This is a genomic window from Sphingobium cloacae (assembly GCF_002355855.1).
Classification (GTDB): Bacteria; Pseudomonadota; Alphaproteobacteria; order Sphingomonadales; family Sphingomonadaceae; genus Sphingobium; species Sphingobium cloacae.
In genome coordinates this window covers 1,223,686-1,240,478 of the sequence record NZ_AP017655.1, presented here as the reverse complement: position 1 = coordinate 1,240,478, position 16,793 = coordinate 1,223,686, and the positions used below count along the sequence as shown (strand labels likewise).

Here is a 16,793-nt window from a genome sequence, read left to right as displayed (position 1 = left end):
AACCGGCTTGAAGCGGGCAGGCGCGGATGCTAGCGGCGGGCCATGTCGATAGACCTGCAAACCGTCAAGAAGATCGCCAGCCTTTCGCGCATTTCGGTGACCGATGCCGAAGCGGAGGCCATGGTGCCCGAACTCAACAACATCCTGCGCTGGGTGGAGCAACTGGGCGAGGTGGACGTGACCGGCGTTCAGCCGATGACCGCCGTCATCCCCAACCACCAGCGCCTGCGCGAGGACGCCGTGACCGACGGCGACGTGCGCGACAAGGTGCTGGCGAACGCGCCCCAGGCGGAACATGGCTTCTTCGCGGTGCCCAAGGTGATAGAGTGATGAGCGATTTGACTGACCTGACGGTCGCGGACATCCGCGACGGTTTCCGTGGCGGCGCTTTTTCGGCGCGCGAAGTGGCCGAGGCGTTCAACGCCAATGTGGCGGCGGGCAAGGCGCTGAACGCCTTCATCGTCGAGACGCCGGAAAAGGCGCTGGCCGCCGCTGACGCCGCCGACAAGGCCAAGGCGGCGGGCGAGGCCTTGAAGCCGCTGGCGGGCGTGCCCATCGGCATGAAGGACCTGTTCTGCACCGAAGGCGTGCAGACGACCGCCGCCAGCCACATGCTGGAAGGCTTCATCCCGACTTATGAATCCACCGTTTCCGCCAAGCTGTGGGATGCGGGCGCGGGGATGCTGGGGAAGCTGAACCTGGACCAGTTCGCGATGGGATCGTCCAACGAGACAAGCTGGTTCGGCAATGTGATCTCGCCCTGGAAGCGCAAGGGCGGGGACAATGCCGCGCTGGCGCCGGGCGGGTCTTCGGGCGGATCGTCGGCGGCGGTTTCGGCGCGGCTGTGCCCGGCGGCGACGGGCACCGATACGGGCGGGTCGATCCGCCAGCCCGCGGCCTTCACCGGGATCAGCGGCATCAAGCCGACCTATGGGCGCTGCTCGCGCTGGGGCGTGGTGGCGTTCGCCTCCTCGCTGGATCAGGCGGGGCCGATGGCGCGGACGGTGCGCGACAATGCCATCATGCTGGAGGTGATGGCGGGTTTCGATCCCAAGGATTCGACCTCGCTCGACCTGCCGGTGCCGCAGTGGGAGGCGGGGCTTTCCAGCGACCTGCGCGGCAAGACGGTCGGCATCCCGAAGGAATATCGCCCCGACGGCCTCAATGCCGAGATCGCGGCGCTGTGGGATCGCGGGATCGCATGGCTGAAGGATGCGGGCGCGGAGGTGGTCGAGGTGTCGCTGCCGCATACGAAATATGCGCTGCCGACCTATTATATCATCGCGCCGGCGGAAGCTTCGTCCAACCTCGCGCGCTATGACGGGGTGCGTTACGGGCAGCGCGACCTGCCCGATGGCGCGGGATTGCAGGACATGTATGCCGCGACCCGCGCCGCCGGTTTCGGGCCGGAGGTCAAGCGCCGCATCATGATCGGCACCTATGTGCTGTCGGCGGGCTTCTACGACGCTTATTATACGCAGGCGCAGAAGGTCCGGGCGCTGATCGCGCGCGATTTCGAGCAGGCTTTCGAAAAGTGCGACCTGTTGCTGACGCCGACCGCGCCGAGCGCCTCCTTCGCGCTGGGCGAGAAGCAGGCCGATCCGCTGGCGATGTATCTCAATGACGTGTTCACGGTGCCCGCTTCGCTGGCGGGCTTGCCCGCCATGGCGGTGCCGGGCGGATTGGACGCGCAAGGGCTGCCGCTGGGCTTGCAGATCATCGGGCGGGCGCTGGACGAGCAGGGCGTGCTCAACGCGGGCCTCGCCATCGAGGAACGCGCGGGCTTCGCGGCGCGGCCGGACAAGTGGTGGTAACGCAATCATGTTCCTGCGAAAGCGGGAGCCCAGGGCCGGATGGCTCTGCACTCACCCTGGGTTCCTGCCTTCGCAGGAACAGTTGAGGACAAGAAGATGACCGAGGCAGCATATCGCATCCAGGGCGCAACCGGCGAGTGGGAGGTCGTGATCGGCCTGGAAGTCCACGCGCAGGTGACGAGCAAGGCGAAGCTCTTTTCCGGGGCGGCGACCGCTTTCGGGGCGGAGCCCAATACGCAGGTGTCGCTGGTCGACGCGGCGATGCCGGGCATGTTGCCCGTGCCCAACCGCGAATGCATCCGGCAGGCGGTGCGGACCGGCATGGCGATCAATGCGCGGATCAACAAATGGTCGCGCTTCGACCGCAAGAATTATTTCTACGCCGATCTGCCGCAGGGCTACCAGATCAGCCAGCTATATCACCCGCTGGTGGGCGAGGGGGAGATCGAGATCAATCTCGACGAGAAGAACCCCGACGCCGAAACCAAGGTGATCGGGATCGAGCGCATCCATGTCGAGCAGGACGCGGGCAAGCTGATGCATGACCAGCATCCGACAAGCTCCTATGTCGACCTCAACCGGTCGGGCGTGGCGCTGATGGAGATCGTGTCGAAGCCGGACATGCGTTCTCCCGCCGAAGCAGGTGCTTATCTGTCGAAGCTGAGGACGATCCTGCGCTATGTGGGATCGTGCGACGGCAATATGGATCAGGGCTCCATGCGCGCGGACGTCAATGTTTCGGTGCGCAAGCCGGGCGAGGAATTCGGGACGCGGACCGAGACGAAGAACGTCAACTCCGTGCGCTTCGTCATGGCGGTGGTGGAATATGAAGCCAGCCGTCAGGTCGATGTGCTGGAAGCGGGCGGCAAGGTGGTGCAGGAAACGCGCCTCTATGATCCCGACAAGAATGAGACGCGCTCCATGCGGTCGAAGGAAGACGCGCATGACTATCGCTATTTCCCCGACCCGGACCTCTTGCCGCTGGAACTGGACGACGCCTTCCTGGAGGAATGCCGCCAGTCGCTGCCCGAACTGCCGGACGCCAAGCGGCTGCGCTATGAGAAGGATCTGGGCCTTTCCGCCTATAATGCGGCGGTGCTGACGGCGGAGGCGGACACCGCGCGCTGGTTCGAGGCATTGCTGGCCGAAGGCGCGCGCATCCAGAAGAAGAGCGAAAGCGAAGTCGCCAAGGCTTCGGCCAACTGGCTGCTGTCGGAACTTTACGGGGCGCTCAACCGGCTGGGCCGCTCGCTGGAGGACAGCCCGGTGACGCCCGAGGACGGCGCGGAACTGCTGGCGCTGGTCGCGGACGGCACGATTTCGGGCACCATCGCCAAGCAGGTGTTCGAGATCATGCTCGAAACCGGCGGCAAGCCCGGTGCGATCGTCGAGGAAAAGGGCCTCAAGCAGACGTCCGACACGGGCGCGATCGAGGCGGCTGTCGCCAGGGTGCTGGCCGATAATGCCGACAAGGTGGAGCAGTATAAGGGCGGCAAGGAAGCGCTGTTCGGCTTTTTCGTGGGGCAGACCATGAAGGCCATGCAGGGCAAGGCCAATCCGCAGGTGGTGAACGAACTGCTGAAGAAGGCGCTGAGCTGAGGCGGCAGGGGCGGGCGCGGCAGGCGGTTCGTTGGCTTTTGGGTGGTCAGCGGACAGTCGCGGCTTAGATGCCCACCTTCGTTCGCCCTGAGCTTGTCGAAAGCTCTGCACCTCACTTCGTTCGGTGGAAGGCTTCGACTGCATTGGAGATGCAGTTTATCCTGAGCGACTGCTGCAATCAGTCGGTCGAAGGGCTCAGCCCCGAACGGAGATTGAATGTCCGCCTTTGACCGAAACCTGTCTCTCAATCCCCCATCCCGATAAAGAAAGGGCGCCGCCATGGGGGACGGCGCCCTTTCCCTTTCAAGGCCATGATCCCCGGGGAAGGGGCATGGCGGGATCGGCAGGCCTGGAGGGTCTGGAGGGGCATGGCCCGCCGATCCATGTTCAAGACGTCACAGGACGAAGTTTACCGTCGCGCGAAATGCGATGGCGACATGGCTTTGCTGTTCCTCGGCGCTGAATTCCCCGCCGACGCGGAAGCTGTCATTGCCGCCGATCAGGCGCGCGCGCCCGGTCCAGCCGTTGGTGCGTTCGTCCGCGACCAGCGTGAATTGCTGGCCGCCCTTGAAATAGGCCACGGTGTCGCCGAGCGATCCGCCGATGATCTGGCGGCGCCCGCCTTCCAGTTCGAAGCGGACCCAGCCATCCCGCGGATCGAGGCTGCCGAAATCATAGCCCGCCGTGACGGTGCCGTTCGCGGTCAACTCGTCGCTGGTGCGGCCCAGCACGGTGAGGTTGAAGGCATCGCCGCCGCCATTTTCGGCATAGCCCTTTTCCTTGAGGCGGTAATAGTCGATCCCCGCCGCCGGGCGCAGCGACAGGCGGCCCATCCGCTTTTCGTAAGAGATGCCCGCCGTGGCGGAATAGAGCTTGCCCGACCAGTCGCCTTCGGCGGTGCGGCTGACGGTCCCGCTGGCGAAATGCCGCGTGCCGTTGAAGTCGATATGCGCGGCCGACACGCGGGCGAAGGCCTGGATCGGGCCGAAATCGCCGCGCCAGTGCGCCGCCAGCTCGAACTGGTCGGAATCGACGGCGAGATTGCTGCCGCCCTTGGAATCATTGCCGTGGATATAGGCGAAGGAGCCGCCGAACGCGCCGATGCCGGTCAGATATTCGACGCCCGCGCTCGCGCCCCAGCCGTTGATGTCGTAGGAAGCGGTGTTGCCCACGCTTTTCGAGCTGCCGAACGCGACCTGTTGCAGCCAGAAGCCCAGCCGTCCGTCCTTCGTGCGGTAGATGCCGCCCGGATCGGACAGGATGCGCGCGGTGGCGCGGGAGCCGGCGGTGACCGCTTCGAAGGTGCCGCCCGCATGGTCGGGCAGCATCTGTTGCAGGGTGGCCTTCAGCGTATCGCCGTCCATGATCCCCAGATAGGCGTTCGCGACGGCGCTGTCATTGTCGAGCGCGTTGAAGATCGCGCTATAGGCCCGCGCCTGCGATCCGGAAAGGCCGAGTTCCGTGACGCTCTTCGCCCCGACGGACAGGGTGACTTCGCCGGTGCCGGTGTTGGACGCCACGCTGCCCTTGAACATATAGGGGAGCAGCGTGGCGCCGGAGAGCGAGGGCGTGCCGGCGAGCGAACCGGCGCGGACGATGACATAATCGCCCGCCGCGCCCTTGACGTTGGTCATCGTCGCCTTGACCTGCGATCCTTCGGCGAAGCTGGCGGCGCCCGCCACGTCATAGACGGTGTGGGTGCCGTTCGCGCTGTCGATGGTGACGCCGATGACGGAGCCGGACCCGGCCTGAAGCGAGGCCAGCGCCACCGATCCCGTATTGGTGGCGTTCAGCGCGCCGCCGTTCAGCACCAGCGCCGTCTGGCCGCTGCCCACGAGCTTGCCGGTGAAGCTGGACGTGCCGGAGAGGGTCATGCTGCTGCCCTGGCCCGCGAAATCGACATCGCCCGTCACGGTCGCCTTGTCGGCGAGGGAGAGCGTCCCGGTTCCCGCGCCGAAGGCGATATTGCCCTTGTGGCTGGCGGTGCCGGACAAGGCGAGGCTGTCATCGCCCGCGCCCATGCTGATATTGCCCGCGACCGATCCGGCCGAGACGGTCATGGCGTCATTGCCCGACCCGAGACGGACATCGCCCACGATGGACGGCGCGTTCGCCGTTTCCGACGCGAGCGACTGGCCGACCGTCACGCCGGACGTGTTGGCGCTGAGGTCGATGGCGATGTTCGATCCCGCCTTGGCCCCGGTCGCGCTGATCTTGCCGGTGTTGGTGAGCGAGGAGACGGTGCCGGAGGAATCGACGATGGCGATGGCCGTGCCTTTTTCATTGCTGCCCGCGACGGCCTGCACCGCGCCGCTGACGGCGATGGTGCCGGCCTTCGCGCCCGCATCGATCGCGATGGCGCGGGCGGAGGTGCCGTCCTTGCTGGAGCCGCTGGCGCCGACCGTGCCGGAAATCTCCAGCTTGTCGGCGGCGGCGCCCGAACCCAGGCGCAGCGCCGTGGCGTTGCTGTCATGGGAGACGGCGGAAACCGTGCCGGCGACCAGCACGCCCTTGGTCACGGTGACATCGCCGCCAAGCCCGCCGATCACGAGCCCGTTGCCGTCCACGCCGTCATAGACGCCGTTGCCGCCGATCGATCCCTTGACGATCAGGCCATAGCCGGAGCTTTCGGCGGCGACCGCGCCGATGCTGGTGTCGCGGTCTTCCGCGCCGATCTGGACGGCGGCGGCCGAACCATAGGTGACGATGGAGGCGCTGCCTTCGGTGCTGTCGGTCAGGCCATCGTCGTCGATGTCGGTGTCGTCCTTGTCGTCCGTATCCTTGCGGACGGGCGGGACGTCGAAGATGATGCCGCCGGTCACGTCGCCCGCGATGCGGACCGCCGATCCGCCTTGCAGGAGGTCGTCGGCGTCGAGCTTGCTGGTGTCGGCGGGACGGCTGGTGGAGCGATAGCCGGTGCTGGTGATGCTCCCCTGGATCTTGACCGCGCCGTCGACATCGCCCAGCAGCGCCGCGCCCACGCTGTTCGCGCCCTGCACGGTGGTCGTGCCCCGCAGCGTGACATTGCCGGTCACGTCGTTGGCCAGCACGCCATAGCTGTCGTCGCCCACCATGGAGATGGTGCCGCTGGTGGACAGGTTGCCGTTCAGCGGCGCGTCGATGCGGATGCCCGACGACTGGTTGCCTTCGACGGTGATGGTGCCGCTGTGATCGATGGCGCCGGAATGAGCCGCGCCGGACTGGACCCAGATGCCCTTCTTGTTCGTGCCCTTGGCGAAGGGGCCGTCAAGGTCGCCGTCATTGTCGGCGTCCTTGGCGGTGTAATCCTCCGTCAGGGTGATGGTGCCGCTGTTGGCGATGGCGCCGGTCGTGCCGGGCGTCACCAGGATGCCGGTCACGTTGCTGGCGTCGTCGATCGTCAGCTTGCCGGCGTTGGCGACCTTGTTGTTGCTGTCCAGCGTGATGGCGGCGCCGCTGGTGAGCGCGATGGAACCGTTGGAGGTGACGGTGATGTCGTCCGCCGCGCCATTGGCGGCGGTGGATGTCCTGACCGCCTTGGTGGTGCTGGAATCGATCTTGGTCTCCGCGAAGGCGGGCGCGGCCGCAAGGGCCGCCAGAACGGGCGAGATGGCCGTGCAGGCCAAGAGATGTCGCATGGTGTCTCCTCTGCAAGGGCGCTGTCCATGTGCGCGCCTATGCGGGAGGGACGATGTGGCGGGGGAAAACCCGTGCCGGAATATTCACTTATCGTTCAGAAGGCGAAATCGACGCCGATCCGAACGGTGCGCGGGCGCAGGGGCGTATAATAATCCGTCCGCAGATCGAAGGGCGTGCCCAGCGAAAAGCGGTTGCCGTCGCTGTCGAACAGGTTGGTGAGGGACAGGGACCATTGCACCGGGCCGCGTATCAGGCTGGCGGAGAGGGCGGTGTCGACATAATCGCCCTGCTCGCGGCCCAGGATCGGGCCGACGCCGAGGCGCGACTTGCCGACATAGCGCGCCGAGGCCGACAGGCGGAGCGACAGCAGGTCGCCGAGAGGCGCGCGATAGTCGACCGCCAGCCGCCCGGATATGTCCGCGACATTGGGCAAGGAGAGCTTTCGTCCTTCATAGCTGAGCGCCCGCAGGAACTGGGCGGGCTGGTCGAGGCGGCTGTCATTGTAGATGAGGCTGCCGTCGATGGTGAGCTTTGCCACGGGGCGCAGCACGACGCGGCCCTCGACCGTGTAGATGCGCCCGTCCCCGATATTGGCGGTGGAGGGGAGGCCGATGCGGTCGGTCACGTCCGCTTGGATGTCGCGCCAGTCGGTCCAGGCGACATTGGCGGAGATCGCGACGGGATCGCGGCCCGCCACGCCCTTGCGGAAACCCGCCTCCAGCGTCGACACGCGGTCGTTGCGGAAGCGTTCGATGCGCTGGTCGTCCATGGCGAGGCCGCCGGGGCGGAATCCCTGCTGGAAGCGGACGTAGAGCGTTATGCCCGGCAGGGCGTCCGACAGCAGCGAGGCGGAGGGGAGGAAGATGGTTTCGCTGCGATCGGCCTGCGCTTCGGCATAGGCGATGTCGGCGGCGGCGAGCAGGGAGATGGGATCGTTCGCCTCCCCCGACAGGCGGCTGTTGGTCAGCCGCCCGCCCAGCGTGGCGATGAGTCCCTCGACCGGCTCGAACGATGCTTCGGCGAAGATCGTGGCTTCCTTGATCCGGTTGCGCACGCCCGTCGCGGTGGCGGCCATGCCCCGGCCCAGCATGGGGACGCCGGGAATGATCTCCGGCTGGAAGGCGGCCATGCCAAAGGAGGTCAGCGAGCGGCGGATGTCCGACGTGCTTTCCAGATAGGAGGCGCCCAATATCCAGCCCAGGCCATTGTCCAGATCGCGCACCAGCCGGTTTTCGGTCGAGAAGATCTCCACTTTGTTCCTCTGGCGGAACAGGGCGGGCGGGCCGCCGGGCTGGGTCGCGTCGTAGCTTTCGGCGAGGATGTTGCGGACATAGCCGGTGGACGACACGAAGCGCAGGTCGTCCCACTGCTTTTCGACCCGCGCGTTCAGCAGCAGATAGTCGGAATGATAGGGCTGGGCGACGCTGGAATCCCGCGTCAGCCGCCCGGCGTCGCGGGTCGCATATTGGGCGTCGCGGCCATCGATCCGCTGATAAAGGCCGCTGAGGTCGATGGTCCAGTCATCGTCGGGCGCAAGGCGCAGGGCCGCGCGCGCGCCGTAGATGCGCGTGCGGTTCACGTCATCGCGGTCCCGCAGCCGATCATCGATGGTGCCGCCCTCCTGCACGCCATAGCCGACGACGCGCAGGGCGATCTTTTCCGGCACGATGGGCAGGTTCACCACGGCGGACAGGTCGCCTCCGGGATCGCCATGCTGCGTGGCGGAGGCTCCCGCCGAAACCTGCCCGCCCGCTTCCCCCAGATTGGGCGGATTGGGGATCATGCGGACGATGCCGCCCAGCGATCCCGCGCCGTAGAGTGTGCCCTGCGGTCCTTCCAGCACCTCCACGCCGCGCATGTCGTAGAGGCGCAGGTCCGGGTCGGGCGCGGCATAGTTGAGGCGCATGTCGCCCAGATATTGCCCCGTCGTCGCCTGCGTCGGTCCCGCCACGCCCGAATCCGCGATGGCGCGGATGAACAGCTTGTTGCGGCCCGATCCGGCATGGGTGGAACTGAGGCTCGCCACGCGGGAGAGCAGCGCCGCCGATCCGCCCGCCGCTTCGCCGCTGCCGAACAGGCCGCCGTCCACCATGTCCACCATGCCCGCATAGCGCAGCAGGGGCACGTCGCGCTTGGACGCGGTGACGACGATCTCCGCCGGGGGAGGAGCGGGGGCGAATGTGTCAGGGCGGGTTGCGGGCGGCGCGGGTTTGGAGCGGAGGGGATGAGAGGCGCGCACGATGCGGAATGTCCGCCCGTCGATCCGCCGGATGGACGCGTCGCTGCCCTTCAGCAGGCGCTTCAAGGCCGCCTCCGCCGACATGCGGCCGCGCACGGCGGGGGTAGCAATGCCCGCGAGCGACTGGTCCGACATGCCGATGCTGGCCCCTGTCTGACGGCCGAGCGCGATCGCCGCCTCGCCCAGCCTGCCGGGGGCGAGGTCGATGCTCTGTCTGTCCGCCGCCCGCGCGGGCGTTGCGGCCGCTATGGCGAGGGCGGTGACGAAAAGGACGTCAGCTTTGCGGACCATCCCCTTCTTTCAGCAGCCATCCGTCGCCTTGACGGACGGCGGTCAATCCCATGAGCGGCGCGGCCCCGGCGAAGAAGCGCGCCGGGTCCTTGTCCAGCGCGATGGTGCCGGTGAAGCGCATCGCGGCCGCGCCGGGCGTAGCGGAGAGGCGCACGCCGATGGAGCGGGCGATGTCCTCGCCCACCTCGCCGATGGGGGCGTTGGCATAGACCAGCCGCCCGCTGCGCCAGCTCGCCACGGCTTCGGGCGCGATGTTCATGACCTTCACGCCGGACGCATCATCGGTCAGCGCGCGGCCCGCGGGAAGGGCGATGGCTTCGGCGCGGGGATTGTAGATCACCTTGCCCTCCGACACGCCGATGCGGGTCGAGGCTTCGCTGCGGACGATGTTGAAGACGGTGCCCGCATCCTCGAACAGGTCGTCGCCCACGGTGACGCGGAAGGGATTGGCTTCGTCATGCCGCACGGTGAAGGCCGCCTCGCCCTTGTCGAGCGCGGCGAAGCGCAGATTCTTGCGGTCGAGCCGCAGCGTGGTGCCGCCGTTCACGTCGATCTTCGTGCCGTCGTCCAGCGCGATGCTGCGCGTTTCGCCGGGCGCGGTCGTGACCGTGTAGATGTCGCTCCGGTTCATGACGCCGAGCGACACCGCCGCCACCAGAGCCGCCGCCATCGCGCCGCCGCCGATCCAGCGCATCGGTCGCCAGCGCCGCCCGGCGGGATCGCCCGCGTCGTTGGCGGGCGCGGGCATATGGACCGGATCGGCGGGGATGATCGCGTCCAGGCCGGCATCCCGCGCCATCAGCGCGTCATAGGCCGCCGCATGGGCCGGATCGACCTCCAGCCATGCGGTGAAGCCTTCCCAGTCGACAAATTCCGGATCGCGCGTGCGGATCACCCACAGCAGCGCATCCTCATGGATCATGGCATCGGCCCTGTTCATTGTTCACCCCTTGCAGGCTGTGACGCCGCCGCCGCGCTCATTCCGTATCCAGCCTTTGCTTGAGCGCGATCATGGCGCGATAGGCCTTTTGCAGATCCTTCTCCACGGTGGTGAGGCTGACGCCCAGTTCCTCCGCGATCAGGCGCTGACCCACGCCCTCGATGCGGAAGCGGCGGAACACCAGTTCGACGCGCGGGCCGAGTTCGCGCAAGACGGCGCGCGCTTCCTCCAGCCTTTGCGTCAGGATCAGGCGTTCGTCGATGGCGATGTCCTCGCCCGGATCGGCCATCACGCCGCCCGCGCCCTCCGCCCAGTCCTGCTCGCGCCGTTCGCGGCGGATATGGGAACGGTAGCGGTCCAGCATCAGATTATTGGCCATGCGGTAGAGATAGGGCAGCGGATCGGCGACCGGGCCCAGATCCTTCGCCTCCAGCTTCATCCACATGTCCTGCAACATGTCCTCCGCATCCTCCCCCGCGCCGCGCCCGCGCAGGAAGCGCAGCAGGGCGGGGCGGTTCTGGAGGAAGATCGCGGAAAGGCCCGTGGCCATGTCTGTCAGGGTCCAGTGCTTGCCGTTCAGCCGCTGCAATAGAGGCGTGGGCGGGGTCTTGGCAAGGTGATGACGGTTTACCTGACCGCACCGCTGGTCTAGCTCCGTCGACATGGCGGGAGCGCATATGACAGCATATACCGACCGGGAAGCGGCGCGGGACGCGGGCATGGACCCGGACCGGCTCGACGCGCTGGCCGGGTATCTGGACCGGACCTATGTGGCGGGCGGGAAGCTGCCGCACATGCAATTGCGCGTTTCGCGGGACGAACGCACCGTGCTTTCGGTCAGCCGCGGGCGCGCGCGGGAGACGGGCGAACCGCTGCGCGACGATGCGCTGTTCCGCATCGCCTCCATGACGAAGCCGGTCACATCCGTCGCCTTCATGATGCTGGTGGAGCAGGGGCTGGTGGGGCTGGACGATCCGGTGACGGAGGTGATCCCCGAATTTGCGCGGCTGCGCGTGGGGCTGGAGGGCAGGGCGCTCGAAAGGCCGATGCGGATGATCGACCTGCTGCGCCATACGTCCGGCCTGACCTACGGCTTGCAGCAGCGCACGCCGATCGATGCGCGCTATCGGGCGCTGGGGCTGGACGAGTTCCAGCAGAAACGGTCCTCCGACGATTTCATCGCCGCGCTGGCCGACATCCCGCTGGAGTTCCAGCCGGGCGAAAGCTGGAATTATTCCGTCTCCACCGATGTGCTGGGCGTGGTGGCCGAGCGGCTGACGGGCATGGACCTGGAAAGCCTGTTCCGGGCGCGGATATTCGATCCGCTGGGCATGACCGACAGTTTCTTCACCGTGCCCGCGGACCGGGTGGACCGGCTGACCGACGCATGGCGGTTCACCGGCGCGGGCATCGCGCTCAGCGACCGGGGCGCGCGAAGCAACTGGAGCCGCTCGCTGCCATGGCGCTCGGGCGGGGGCGGGCTGGTGTCGTCCACGGCGGATTATCACCGCTTCGCGCGGATGTTGCTGCGCGGCGGGGAACTGGATGGCGCGCGGCTGCTGAAACCGGAAACGGTGGAAGCGATGCGGACCAACCGCCTGCCGGGCGGACAGGATCTCGCCAGCCTGTCGACGGGCATGTTCAGCGAAGTGGACTATGCCGGAGTGGGCTTCGGCCTCGGCTTCGCCATGGGGCTGGAAGCGCGGGACTATAGCTGGGGCGGCATCTTTTCCACCTGGTTCTTCGTCGATCCGGTCGAGCGGCTGATCGCCGTCTTCATGACCCAGCATCTGCCGTCGAGCACCTACCCCGTCCGCGCCGAAATTCGCGCGGGCGTGACGGGCGCTCTCGTGCAGCGACAGGAGGATGGGGATGGCGATGGCTGAAACGGGAAGCATGGCGCAGCCGGGGCCGGACCGCATCGCCGCGCTGATGGCGGGCGAAGGGTTGCCGCCCGACTATGCGGAGATCGTCCAACGCTATTGGCGCGTCCTGGCCGACCATATCGCGAAGCGGAGCGAAACGAAGCGGCCGCTGCTGGTCGGCGTGAACGGCGCGCAGGGCAGCGGCAAATCGACCCTTTGCCTGTTCCTCAAAGCCCTGCTGGAGGAAAAGGGGTTGTCCGTCGCGCTGCTGTCGATCGACGACCTGTATCTCAAACGGGCGGAGCGGGAGGCGCTGGCGCGTTCCGTCCATCCGCTGTTCGCGACTCGGGGCGTGCCCGGAACGCATGATGTCGCGCTGGGCATGGCGGTGCTGGACGCGTTGCTGGCGGGCGGGTCCGCCGATCTGCCCCGGTTCGACAAGGCGGTGGACGACCGTCTGGATCGCAGCGAGCGGGTGGAGGGCCCCGTTGACATCATCCTGTTCGAGGGATGGTGCGTGGGGGCCGCGCCGATGCCGGACGAGGCGCTGCGCACCCCGATCAACGCGCTGGAGGAACGGGAAGACCCGCAGGGCCTCTGGCGGCGCGAAATCAACCGCCGGCTCAGGCAGGGCTATGCGCGGCTGTTCGACCGCATCGACCTGCTGGTCATGCTGGAGGTGCCCGGTTTCGACAATGTGCGCGCCCATCGCCGCAGGCAGGAGGCGAAGCTTGCCGCCCGGCGTCCGGAGGGCGTGGCGGTGATGGACGAGGCCGCGTTGGACCGCTTCATCGACCATTATGAAAGATTGACGCGCCACATGCTCGCCGAAATGCCCCGGCTGGCTGATGTGCGCATAGCGATCGATGCCCGGCAAAGGCCGGTGAGCATGGAAATCCGGCGCTGAAGAAGCCGCCTTATCCCGGCGCGCCGTGCTGCTCCGGCGCCTTGAAAGCCAGTCCTTCGGCAGGCCCCAGATCCCGCTCGCCCGCGAACAATTGGTCCAGCCGGCCGCGAAGATCCTGCCGGTAGCCCTGCGAAATCACCACGCGCGGGGCGGAGATTTCGATTTCCCGGGCTATCGCGTCCTTGATCCGCTCCACGGCCTCTTCGTCCAATATGTCGACGCGCCGCAATTCCATGCAGAGTTGCAGCAGCCCCGCCGCCGTGGCCTGTGCCCTGAGGCCGACATTCGTCAGGTCGAAATGCAGTTTCTTGTCCTTATCGGAAATCATCGTCATGCTTGCGGCTCCTCTCGTTTCCGACCATAGCGCAACGGACGATCGCTGACGAGCCAATCCGGTTCGGCGCGGCAAGCCGATCGGGGAAAGCGCGGAGTCCGCGCGGGCATCGGATAATTTCGCGGCCTGCTTCCAAACCCCGTTGACCGGTCCGCCGCCGCTGCGTATAGCGCGCCCTCACCGCGAGGCAACGCGCCGCGCGAGGCCCATGGGGCGGAGTAGCTCAGCTGGTTAGAGCAGCGGAATCATAATCCGCGTGTCGGGGGTTCAAGTCCCTCCTCCGCTACCATCAATGCAGTCGCAGGCAATTCCCCCGGTTTCCGGTGGGGCAGGTTGAGAAGCTCGGCCAGCGCGCCGTGAACGCTCAGTTCAAGTTCGCCCCGGCCCTCGCGCGGCATGACCTCGATGGCGGTCACAAGCGAACGAATGACGCTCGCCGCTTCCCGGCGGTCGCCTTCATCGGTTCCCAGGGCGTCCTGCAATTCGGTCACCTTCCGGCGATAGGCTTCGATGGACGCCGGGTGCAGTTCCACGACCTTGCTCGATTCCGTCAGCACGGCAAGCTTTGCGGTCAGGCTTTCCTTTTCCGCCTCGATCTCAAGCAATCGGGATTTCATGCTGGCGGTGGCGACGCCATCGGCAATCGCGTCTATGATGTTGTTGATCTGCCTTTCTATGGCGCCAAGCCTCTTTTCGATCTGCTGCCGTTCCTGCCGGACCTTTGCCGTCAGGCGCTTCCGCTCGGCGTGATATTCGGCCAGAAACTCCGCGATGGCATCCGGGGCGAGCAGCCGTTGCCTGATGCCGTCCAGAACGCGGCGTTCAAGATCGGGGACGCGAATGGTCCGGCCATTGCCGCAGGTTCCCTTTTCCCTGTGGGCCGCGCAAGCAAGCTGGTCCTTGCTCTTGACCGTATAGGATGCGCCGCAGCATCCGCATTTCACAAGGCCGGAGAACATATGCCTGGGGCGTCGGCGCTCGTGCAGCCGGGTGCCGCCGTAAAGCTTCTTTCGAGCCTGCACCGCATCCCATAGTTCATCGCTGACGATGCGCAGGTGAGGCGCTGCAACGATCTGCCATGTCTCCGGGGGATTGGGGCGGGAAATGCGCTTGCCGGTTTCCGGGTCTTTGACCATGTGGATACGGTCGAAAACCAGCAATCCAATATAGGCTTCATTGTAGAGGATGCCGCTACGGCGCTTGAGATTGCCGTTGATGGTCGAAGAGGACCAGTCTCCGCCAAATGGTGAAGGGATGCCGTCCCGGTTCAGACCGGCCGCGATCGTTCGTCCCGATTGCCCCGAAGCGAATTCGTGGAAAATGCGGCGGATCACCTCGGCCTGCTCCTCGTCGATCTCCCGAAGTCCCCGAATCGGCTCGCCACGCTCATCGAACCGCCTCACGACGCGATAGCCGTAGGAGATGCCGCCGACCGAATAGCCTTTCAGGATGCGGCCGATTTGCCCGCGCTTGATCTTGGCGGCAAGGTCGCGGAGAAACAGCGCGTTCATGGTGCCTTTGAGGCCGACATGCAGTTCGTCCACAACACCTTCGGACAGGGTGACGATCTGGATACCGGCAAAGCGGAGGCGTTTGAACAGACCGGCAATGTCTTCCTGATCGCGCGAGAGCCTGTCCAGCGCCTCGGCCAGAACGATATCGAAGCGGCCAGCTTGCGCGTCGGCAAGGAGTGTCTTGATACCGGGGCGAAGGGCCATGCTTGCCCCGGAAATCGCGGCATCGGTATAGGTTTCGACGATCTGCCAGCCTTCGCGCTGCGCTCGCTCCCGGCATATCCGCAACTGATCCTCAATCGAGGCTTCCCGCTGATTGTCAGAGGAATAGCGGGCATAGAACGCAACGCGGGTCATGGCGGATATCTCCGTTTACATGGCGGTCATCAGGCGGCCTTGGTCAGCATGAAATCGACGTGGACGGCATCATAAGGGAAGATGACGCCGCGTCCGGCGCGGTCGATCAGCCCCGCTTTCATAAGGGCGTGGACATCGCCATGCACCGCCTTCATGTCCCGGCCGACGCGCCGCGCCGCTTCCCGGATCGACATGGCGCCTTGCCCGGTCATGGCCTGTAGCAGTTCCCACCGCTTGCGTGTCAGGGTCTGCCAAAGCAGGTCCGTCGAGGCGAAGGAGAAATGCGCGCCCTGCTGCTTCCCCTCAAAGGCCGCAAGCGCGCGGCGGTTCACATCCTCGCGCGATGCGACGGAAAGGGTGATGGTGTTCATTCCGGCCTCCATTGGTCCACATCGTTCCAGAAGTCCGCCAGCAATGCGGCGGGCGTCGTGAAGCTGTAAGCCGTCTCGATTGCGCCGATATGCCGGTGGTCGCCCTTTCCGGCCTCATTGTCATAGCGTAGCACGCAAACGCCGCCCACCACATAGGCAAGGGCATATTTGAGGTCGTGTCTCGATCCCGGAACCGGCTGGGGCACGCGCCATATCCGAAGTTCGACAAACGAATCCGCGTTTAGCTGCTGACGCTCATGGAGTAGCGGTTCAGCCTTCATGATGGATTCTATGCCAGCGATAAGTCATGATGTCAATTATTCCATCAATTGATAAGGGTTATTCGGAAACCTCATTATCATTCTCCGCCTGCATCCGCGCCATTTCCTCGCGGGCGATCTGGCGTCCGATGATGCGCGCAATCCGAAGGATAGCGGCTTGCGCCTCCTTGCTGATGGGCGGGAGATTGTCGTTGGCCGCGACCGGGCAGGTATCGGCGGAAGGGAAGCGCCGTTTGCCAGTCATTGCCCATCCTCCGCGCCGGGAGCCGAATTGTCATTGGCGACGCCTTGGGCGAGCATCCGGGTTATGGCGTCGATGAACTGGCGATAGGCTTTTTCGCCTGCCGCAATGGCGTCCTCGCCGGGGCGGGGCTGCATGGCGCTATGGATCAGGTAGAAGCGCAAGAAGCGTTGCAGGCTGTGGCTGATGAAGAAGGCTTCGCGGTTGCCGTCCTCGACCGCGCGGGCGATGCGGGACAGCTTGCGCTCAAGGCTGTCGGCATCATTGGCGGCCCGCCGGTTCAGATAGGCTTCGACCATTTCCAGCAGCAAATCGGAACGCGCCCGCTTCTGGCTCTTCGCCATGGCGGTGAGACGCTTGCTCATCTCGTCGGGCAGGAATAGCTGGTGGCGGGTCTTGCCCCGGATCATGGCGCACTCCTT

15 protein-coding genes and 1 tRNA gene are annotated in these 16,793 nt (G+C 66.1%); 6 read left to right on the top strand and 10 right to left on the bottom strand.

The annotated features are described in order from the left end of the window. The first annotated feature begins 42 nt into the window (after nt 1-42). From gatC to gatB, 3 genes are all read left to right on the top strand, one after another. Nucleotides 43-330, top strand: coding sequence for an Asp-tRNA(Asn)/Glu-tRNA(Gln) amidotransferase subunit GatC (gatC, locus tag SCLO_RS06050; protein ID WP_066521408.1), 288 nt, complete (start codon nt 43-45; stop codon nt 328-330). Further along, entirely contained in the window at nt 330-1,814 is a 1,485-nt protein-coding gene (gene gatA / locus SCLO_RS06045) for an Asp-tRNA(Asn)/Glu-tRNA(Gln) amidotransferase subunit GatA (protein ID WP_066521411.1), read from the top strand. Before gatC ends, gatA begins: the two co-directional genes overlap by 1 nt. A gap of 96 nt (nt 1,815-1,910) precedes the next feature. Then, nucleotides 1,911-3,413 carry an Asp-tRNA(Asn)/Glu-tRNA(Gln) amidotransferase subunit GatB gene (gene gatB / locus SCLO_RS06040; RefSeq protein ID WP_066521421.1) on the top strand — a complete coding sequence of 501 codons (1,503 nt, stop codon included), beginning with the start codon at nt 1,911-1,913 and terminating at the stop codon, nt 3,411-3,413. Nucleotides 3,414-3,808: 395 nt separating this feature from the next. Here gatB and SCLO_RS06035 read toward each other — a convergent pair whose 3' ends face one another. The 4 genes from SCLO_RS06035 to SCLO_RS06020 form a co-directional block, all read right to left on the bottom strand. Next, the gene (locus SCLO_RS06035) at nt 3,809-7,030 is read right to left on the bottom strand and encodes an autotransporter outer membrane beta-barrel domain-containing protein (RefSeq protein ID WP_066521424.1); all 3,222 of its coding nucleotides are present in this window, start codon (nt 7,028-7,030) and stop codon (nt 3,809-3,811) included. 95 nt (nt 7,031-7,125) lie between these two features. Beyond that, nucleotides 7,126-9,561 (bottom strand): TonB-dependent receptor domain-containing protein, encoded by a 2,436-nt coding sequence (locus SCLO_RS06030; protein WP_066521425.1) that lies wholly within the window; start codon nt 9,559-9,561, stop codon nt 7,126-7,128. After that, nucleotides 9,545-10,483 (bottom strand): FecR family protein, encoded by a 939-nt coding sequence (locus SCLO_RS06025; RefSeq protein ID WP_066521453.1) that lies wholly within the window; start codon nt 10,481-10,483, stop codon nt 9,545-9,547. The genes SCLO_RS06030 and SCLO_RS06025 overlap by 17 nt, the downstream gene beginning before the upstream one ends. A gap of 55 nt (nt 10,484-10,538) precedes the next feature. Continuing rightward, nucleotides 10,539-11,051, bottom strand: coding sequence for an RNA polymerase sigma factor (locus SCLO_RS06020; RefSeq protein ID WP_066521449.1), 513 nt, complete (start codon nt 11,049-11,051; stop codon nt 10,539-10,541). Nucleotides 11,052-11,178: 127 nt separating this feature from the next. On the opposite strand from SCLO_RS06020, the gene SCLO_RS06015 reads away from it, so the two are divergent. Both SCLO_RS06015 and SCLO_RS06010 read left to right on the top strand, forming a co-directional pair. Continuing rightward, nucleotides 11,179-12,387, top strand: a complete 1,209-nt coding sequence (locus SCLO_RS06015; protein WP_066521426.1) for a serine hydrolase domain-containing protein — start codon at nt 11,179-11,181, stop codon at nt 12,385-12,387. After that, nucleotides 12,374-13,273: a kinase gene (locus tag SCLO_RS06010; protein WP_231923363.1), complete on the top strand. Its 900-nt coding sequence runs from the start codon at nt 12,374-12,376 to the stop codon at nt 13,271-13,273. Before SCLO_RS06015 ends, SCLO_RS06010 begins: the two co-directional genes overlap by 14 nt. Nucleotides 13,274-13,283: 10 nt before the next feature. Here SCLO_RS06010 and SCLO_RS06005 read toward each other — a convergent pair whose 3' ends face one another. Next, nucleotides 13,284-13,607 carry a hypothetical protein gene (locus SCLO_RS06005; protein ID WP_066521428.1) on the bottom strand — a complete coding sequence of 108 codons (324 nt, stop codon included), beginning with the start codon at nt 13,605-13,607 and terminating at the stop codon, nt 13,284-13,286. A gap of 212 nt (nt 13,608-13,819) precedes the next feature. Here SCLO_RS06005 and SCLO_RS06000 point away from each other — a divergent pair. Beyond that, nucleotides 13,820-13,896: transfer RNA gene (locus SCLO_RS06000), tRNA-Met, on the top strand. Here SCLO_RS06000 and SCLO_RS24380 read toward each other — a convergent pair. Genes SCLO_RS24380 through SCLO_RS05975 form a run of 5 tightly spaced genes read right to left on the bottom strand, consistent with a single transcriptional unit; the run spans nt 13,853 to nt 16,781 of the window. Further along, on the bottom strand, nt 13,853-15,478 hold the full coding sequence (locus tag SCLO_RS24380; RefSeq protein WP_083949209.1) for a recombinase family protein: 1,626 nt from the start codon (nt 15,476-15,478) through the stop codon (nt 13,853-13,855). The two genes, SCLO_RS06000 and SCLO_RS24380, sit on opposite strands and share 44 nt — an antisense overlap. Before the next feature lie 29 nt (nt 15,479-15,507). After that, entirely contained in the window at nt 15,508-15,849 is a 342-nt protein-coding gene (locus SCLO_RS05990; RefSeq protein WP_066521438.1) for an HVO_A0114 family putative DNA-binding protein, read from the bottom strand. Next, complete coding sequence (locus SCLO_RS05985) at nt 15,846-16,130, bottom strand: toxin-antitoxin system TumE family protein (RefSeq protein ID WP_066521441.1); 285 nt, start codon at nt 16,128-16,130, stop codon at nt 15,846-15,848. Before SCLO_RS05985 ends, SCLO_RS05990 begins: the two co-directional genes overlap by 4 nt. A gap of 58 nt (nt 16,131-16,188) precedes the next feature. Continuing rightward, nucleotides 16,189-16,374: a hypothetical protein gene (locus tag SCLO_RS05980; protein WP_066521445.1), complete on the bottom strand. Its 186-nt coding sequence runs from the start codon at nt 16,372-16,374 to the stop codon at nt 16,189-16,191. Continuing rightward, nucleotides 16,371-16,781 (bottom strand): ribbon-helix-helix domain-containing protein, encoded by a 411-nt coding sequence (locus tag SCLO_RS05975; protein ID WP_066521447.1) that lies wholly within the window; start codon nt 16,779-16,781, stop codon nt 16,371-16,373. Before SCLO_RS05975 ends, SCLO_RS05980 begins: the two co-directional genes overlap by 4 nt. Between the last annotated feature and the right edge of the window lie 12 nt (nt 16,782-16,793).

Coding starts and splice junctions, on each gene's coding strand:
- gatC (WP_066521408.1), top strand. CDS start 43: ATGTCGATAGACCTGCAAACCGTCAAGAAGATCGCCAGCCTTTCGCGC.
- gatA (WP_066521411.1), top strand. CDS start 330: ATGAGCGATTTGACTGACCTGACGGTCGCGGACATCCGCGACGGTTTC.
- gatB (WP_066521421.1), top strand. CDS start 1,911: ATGACCGAGGCAGCATATCGCATCCAGGGCGCAACCGGCGAGTGGGAG.
- SCLO_RS06035 (WP_066521424.1), bottom strand. CDS start 7,030: ATGCGACATCTCTTGGCCTGCACGGCCATCTCGCCCGTTCTGGCGGCC.
- SCLO_RS06030 (WP_066521425.1), bottom strand. CDS start 9,561: ATGGTCCGCAAAGCTGACGTCCTTTTCGTCACCGCCCTCGCCATAGCG.
- SCLO_RS06025 (WP_066521453.1), bottom strand. CDS start 10,483: ATGATCCATGAGGATGCGCTGCTGTGGGTGATCCGCACGCGCGATCCG.
- SCLO_RS06020 (WP_066521449.1), bottom strand. CDS start 11,051: ATGGCCACGGGCCTTTCCGCGATCTTCCTCCAGAACCGCCCCGCCCTG.
- SCLO_RS06015 (WP_066521426.1), top strand. CDS start 11,179: ATGACAGCATATACCGACCGGGAAGCGGCGCGGGACGCGGGCATGGAC.
- SCLO_RS06010 (WP_231923363.1), top strand. CDS start 12,374: ATGGCGATGGCTGAAACGGGAAGCATGGCGCAGCCGGGGCCGGACCGC.
- SCLO_RS06005 (WP_066521428.1), bottom strand. CDS start 13,607: ATGACGATGATTTCCGATAAGGACAAGAAACTGCATTTCGACCTGACG.
- SCLO_RS24380 (WP_083949209.1), bottom strand. CDS start 15,478: ATGACCCGCGTTGCGTTCTATGCCCGCTATTCCTCTGACAATCAGCGG.
- SCLO_RS05990 (WP_066521438.1), bottom strand. CDS start 15,849: ATGAACACCATCACCCTTTCCGTCGCATCGCGCGAGGATGTGAACCGC.
- SCLO_RS05985 (WP_066521441.1), bottom strand. CDS start 16,130: ATGAAGGCTGAACCGCTACTCCATGAGCGTCAGCAGCTAAACGCGGAT.
- SCLO_RS05980 (WP_066521445.1), bottom strand. CDS start 16,374: ATGACTGGCAAACGGCGCTTCCCTTCCGCCGATACCTGCCCGGTCGCG.
- SCLO_RS05975 (WP_066521447.1), bottom strand. CDS start 16,781: ATGATCCGGGGCAAGACCCGCCACCAGCTATTCCTGCCCGACGAGATG.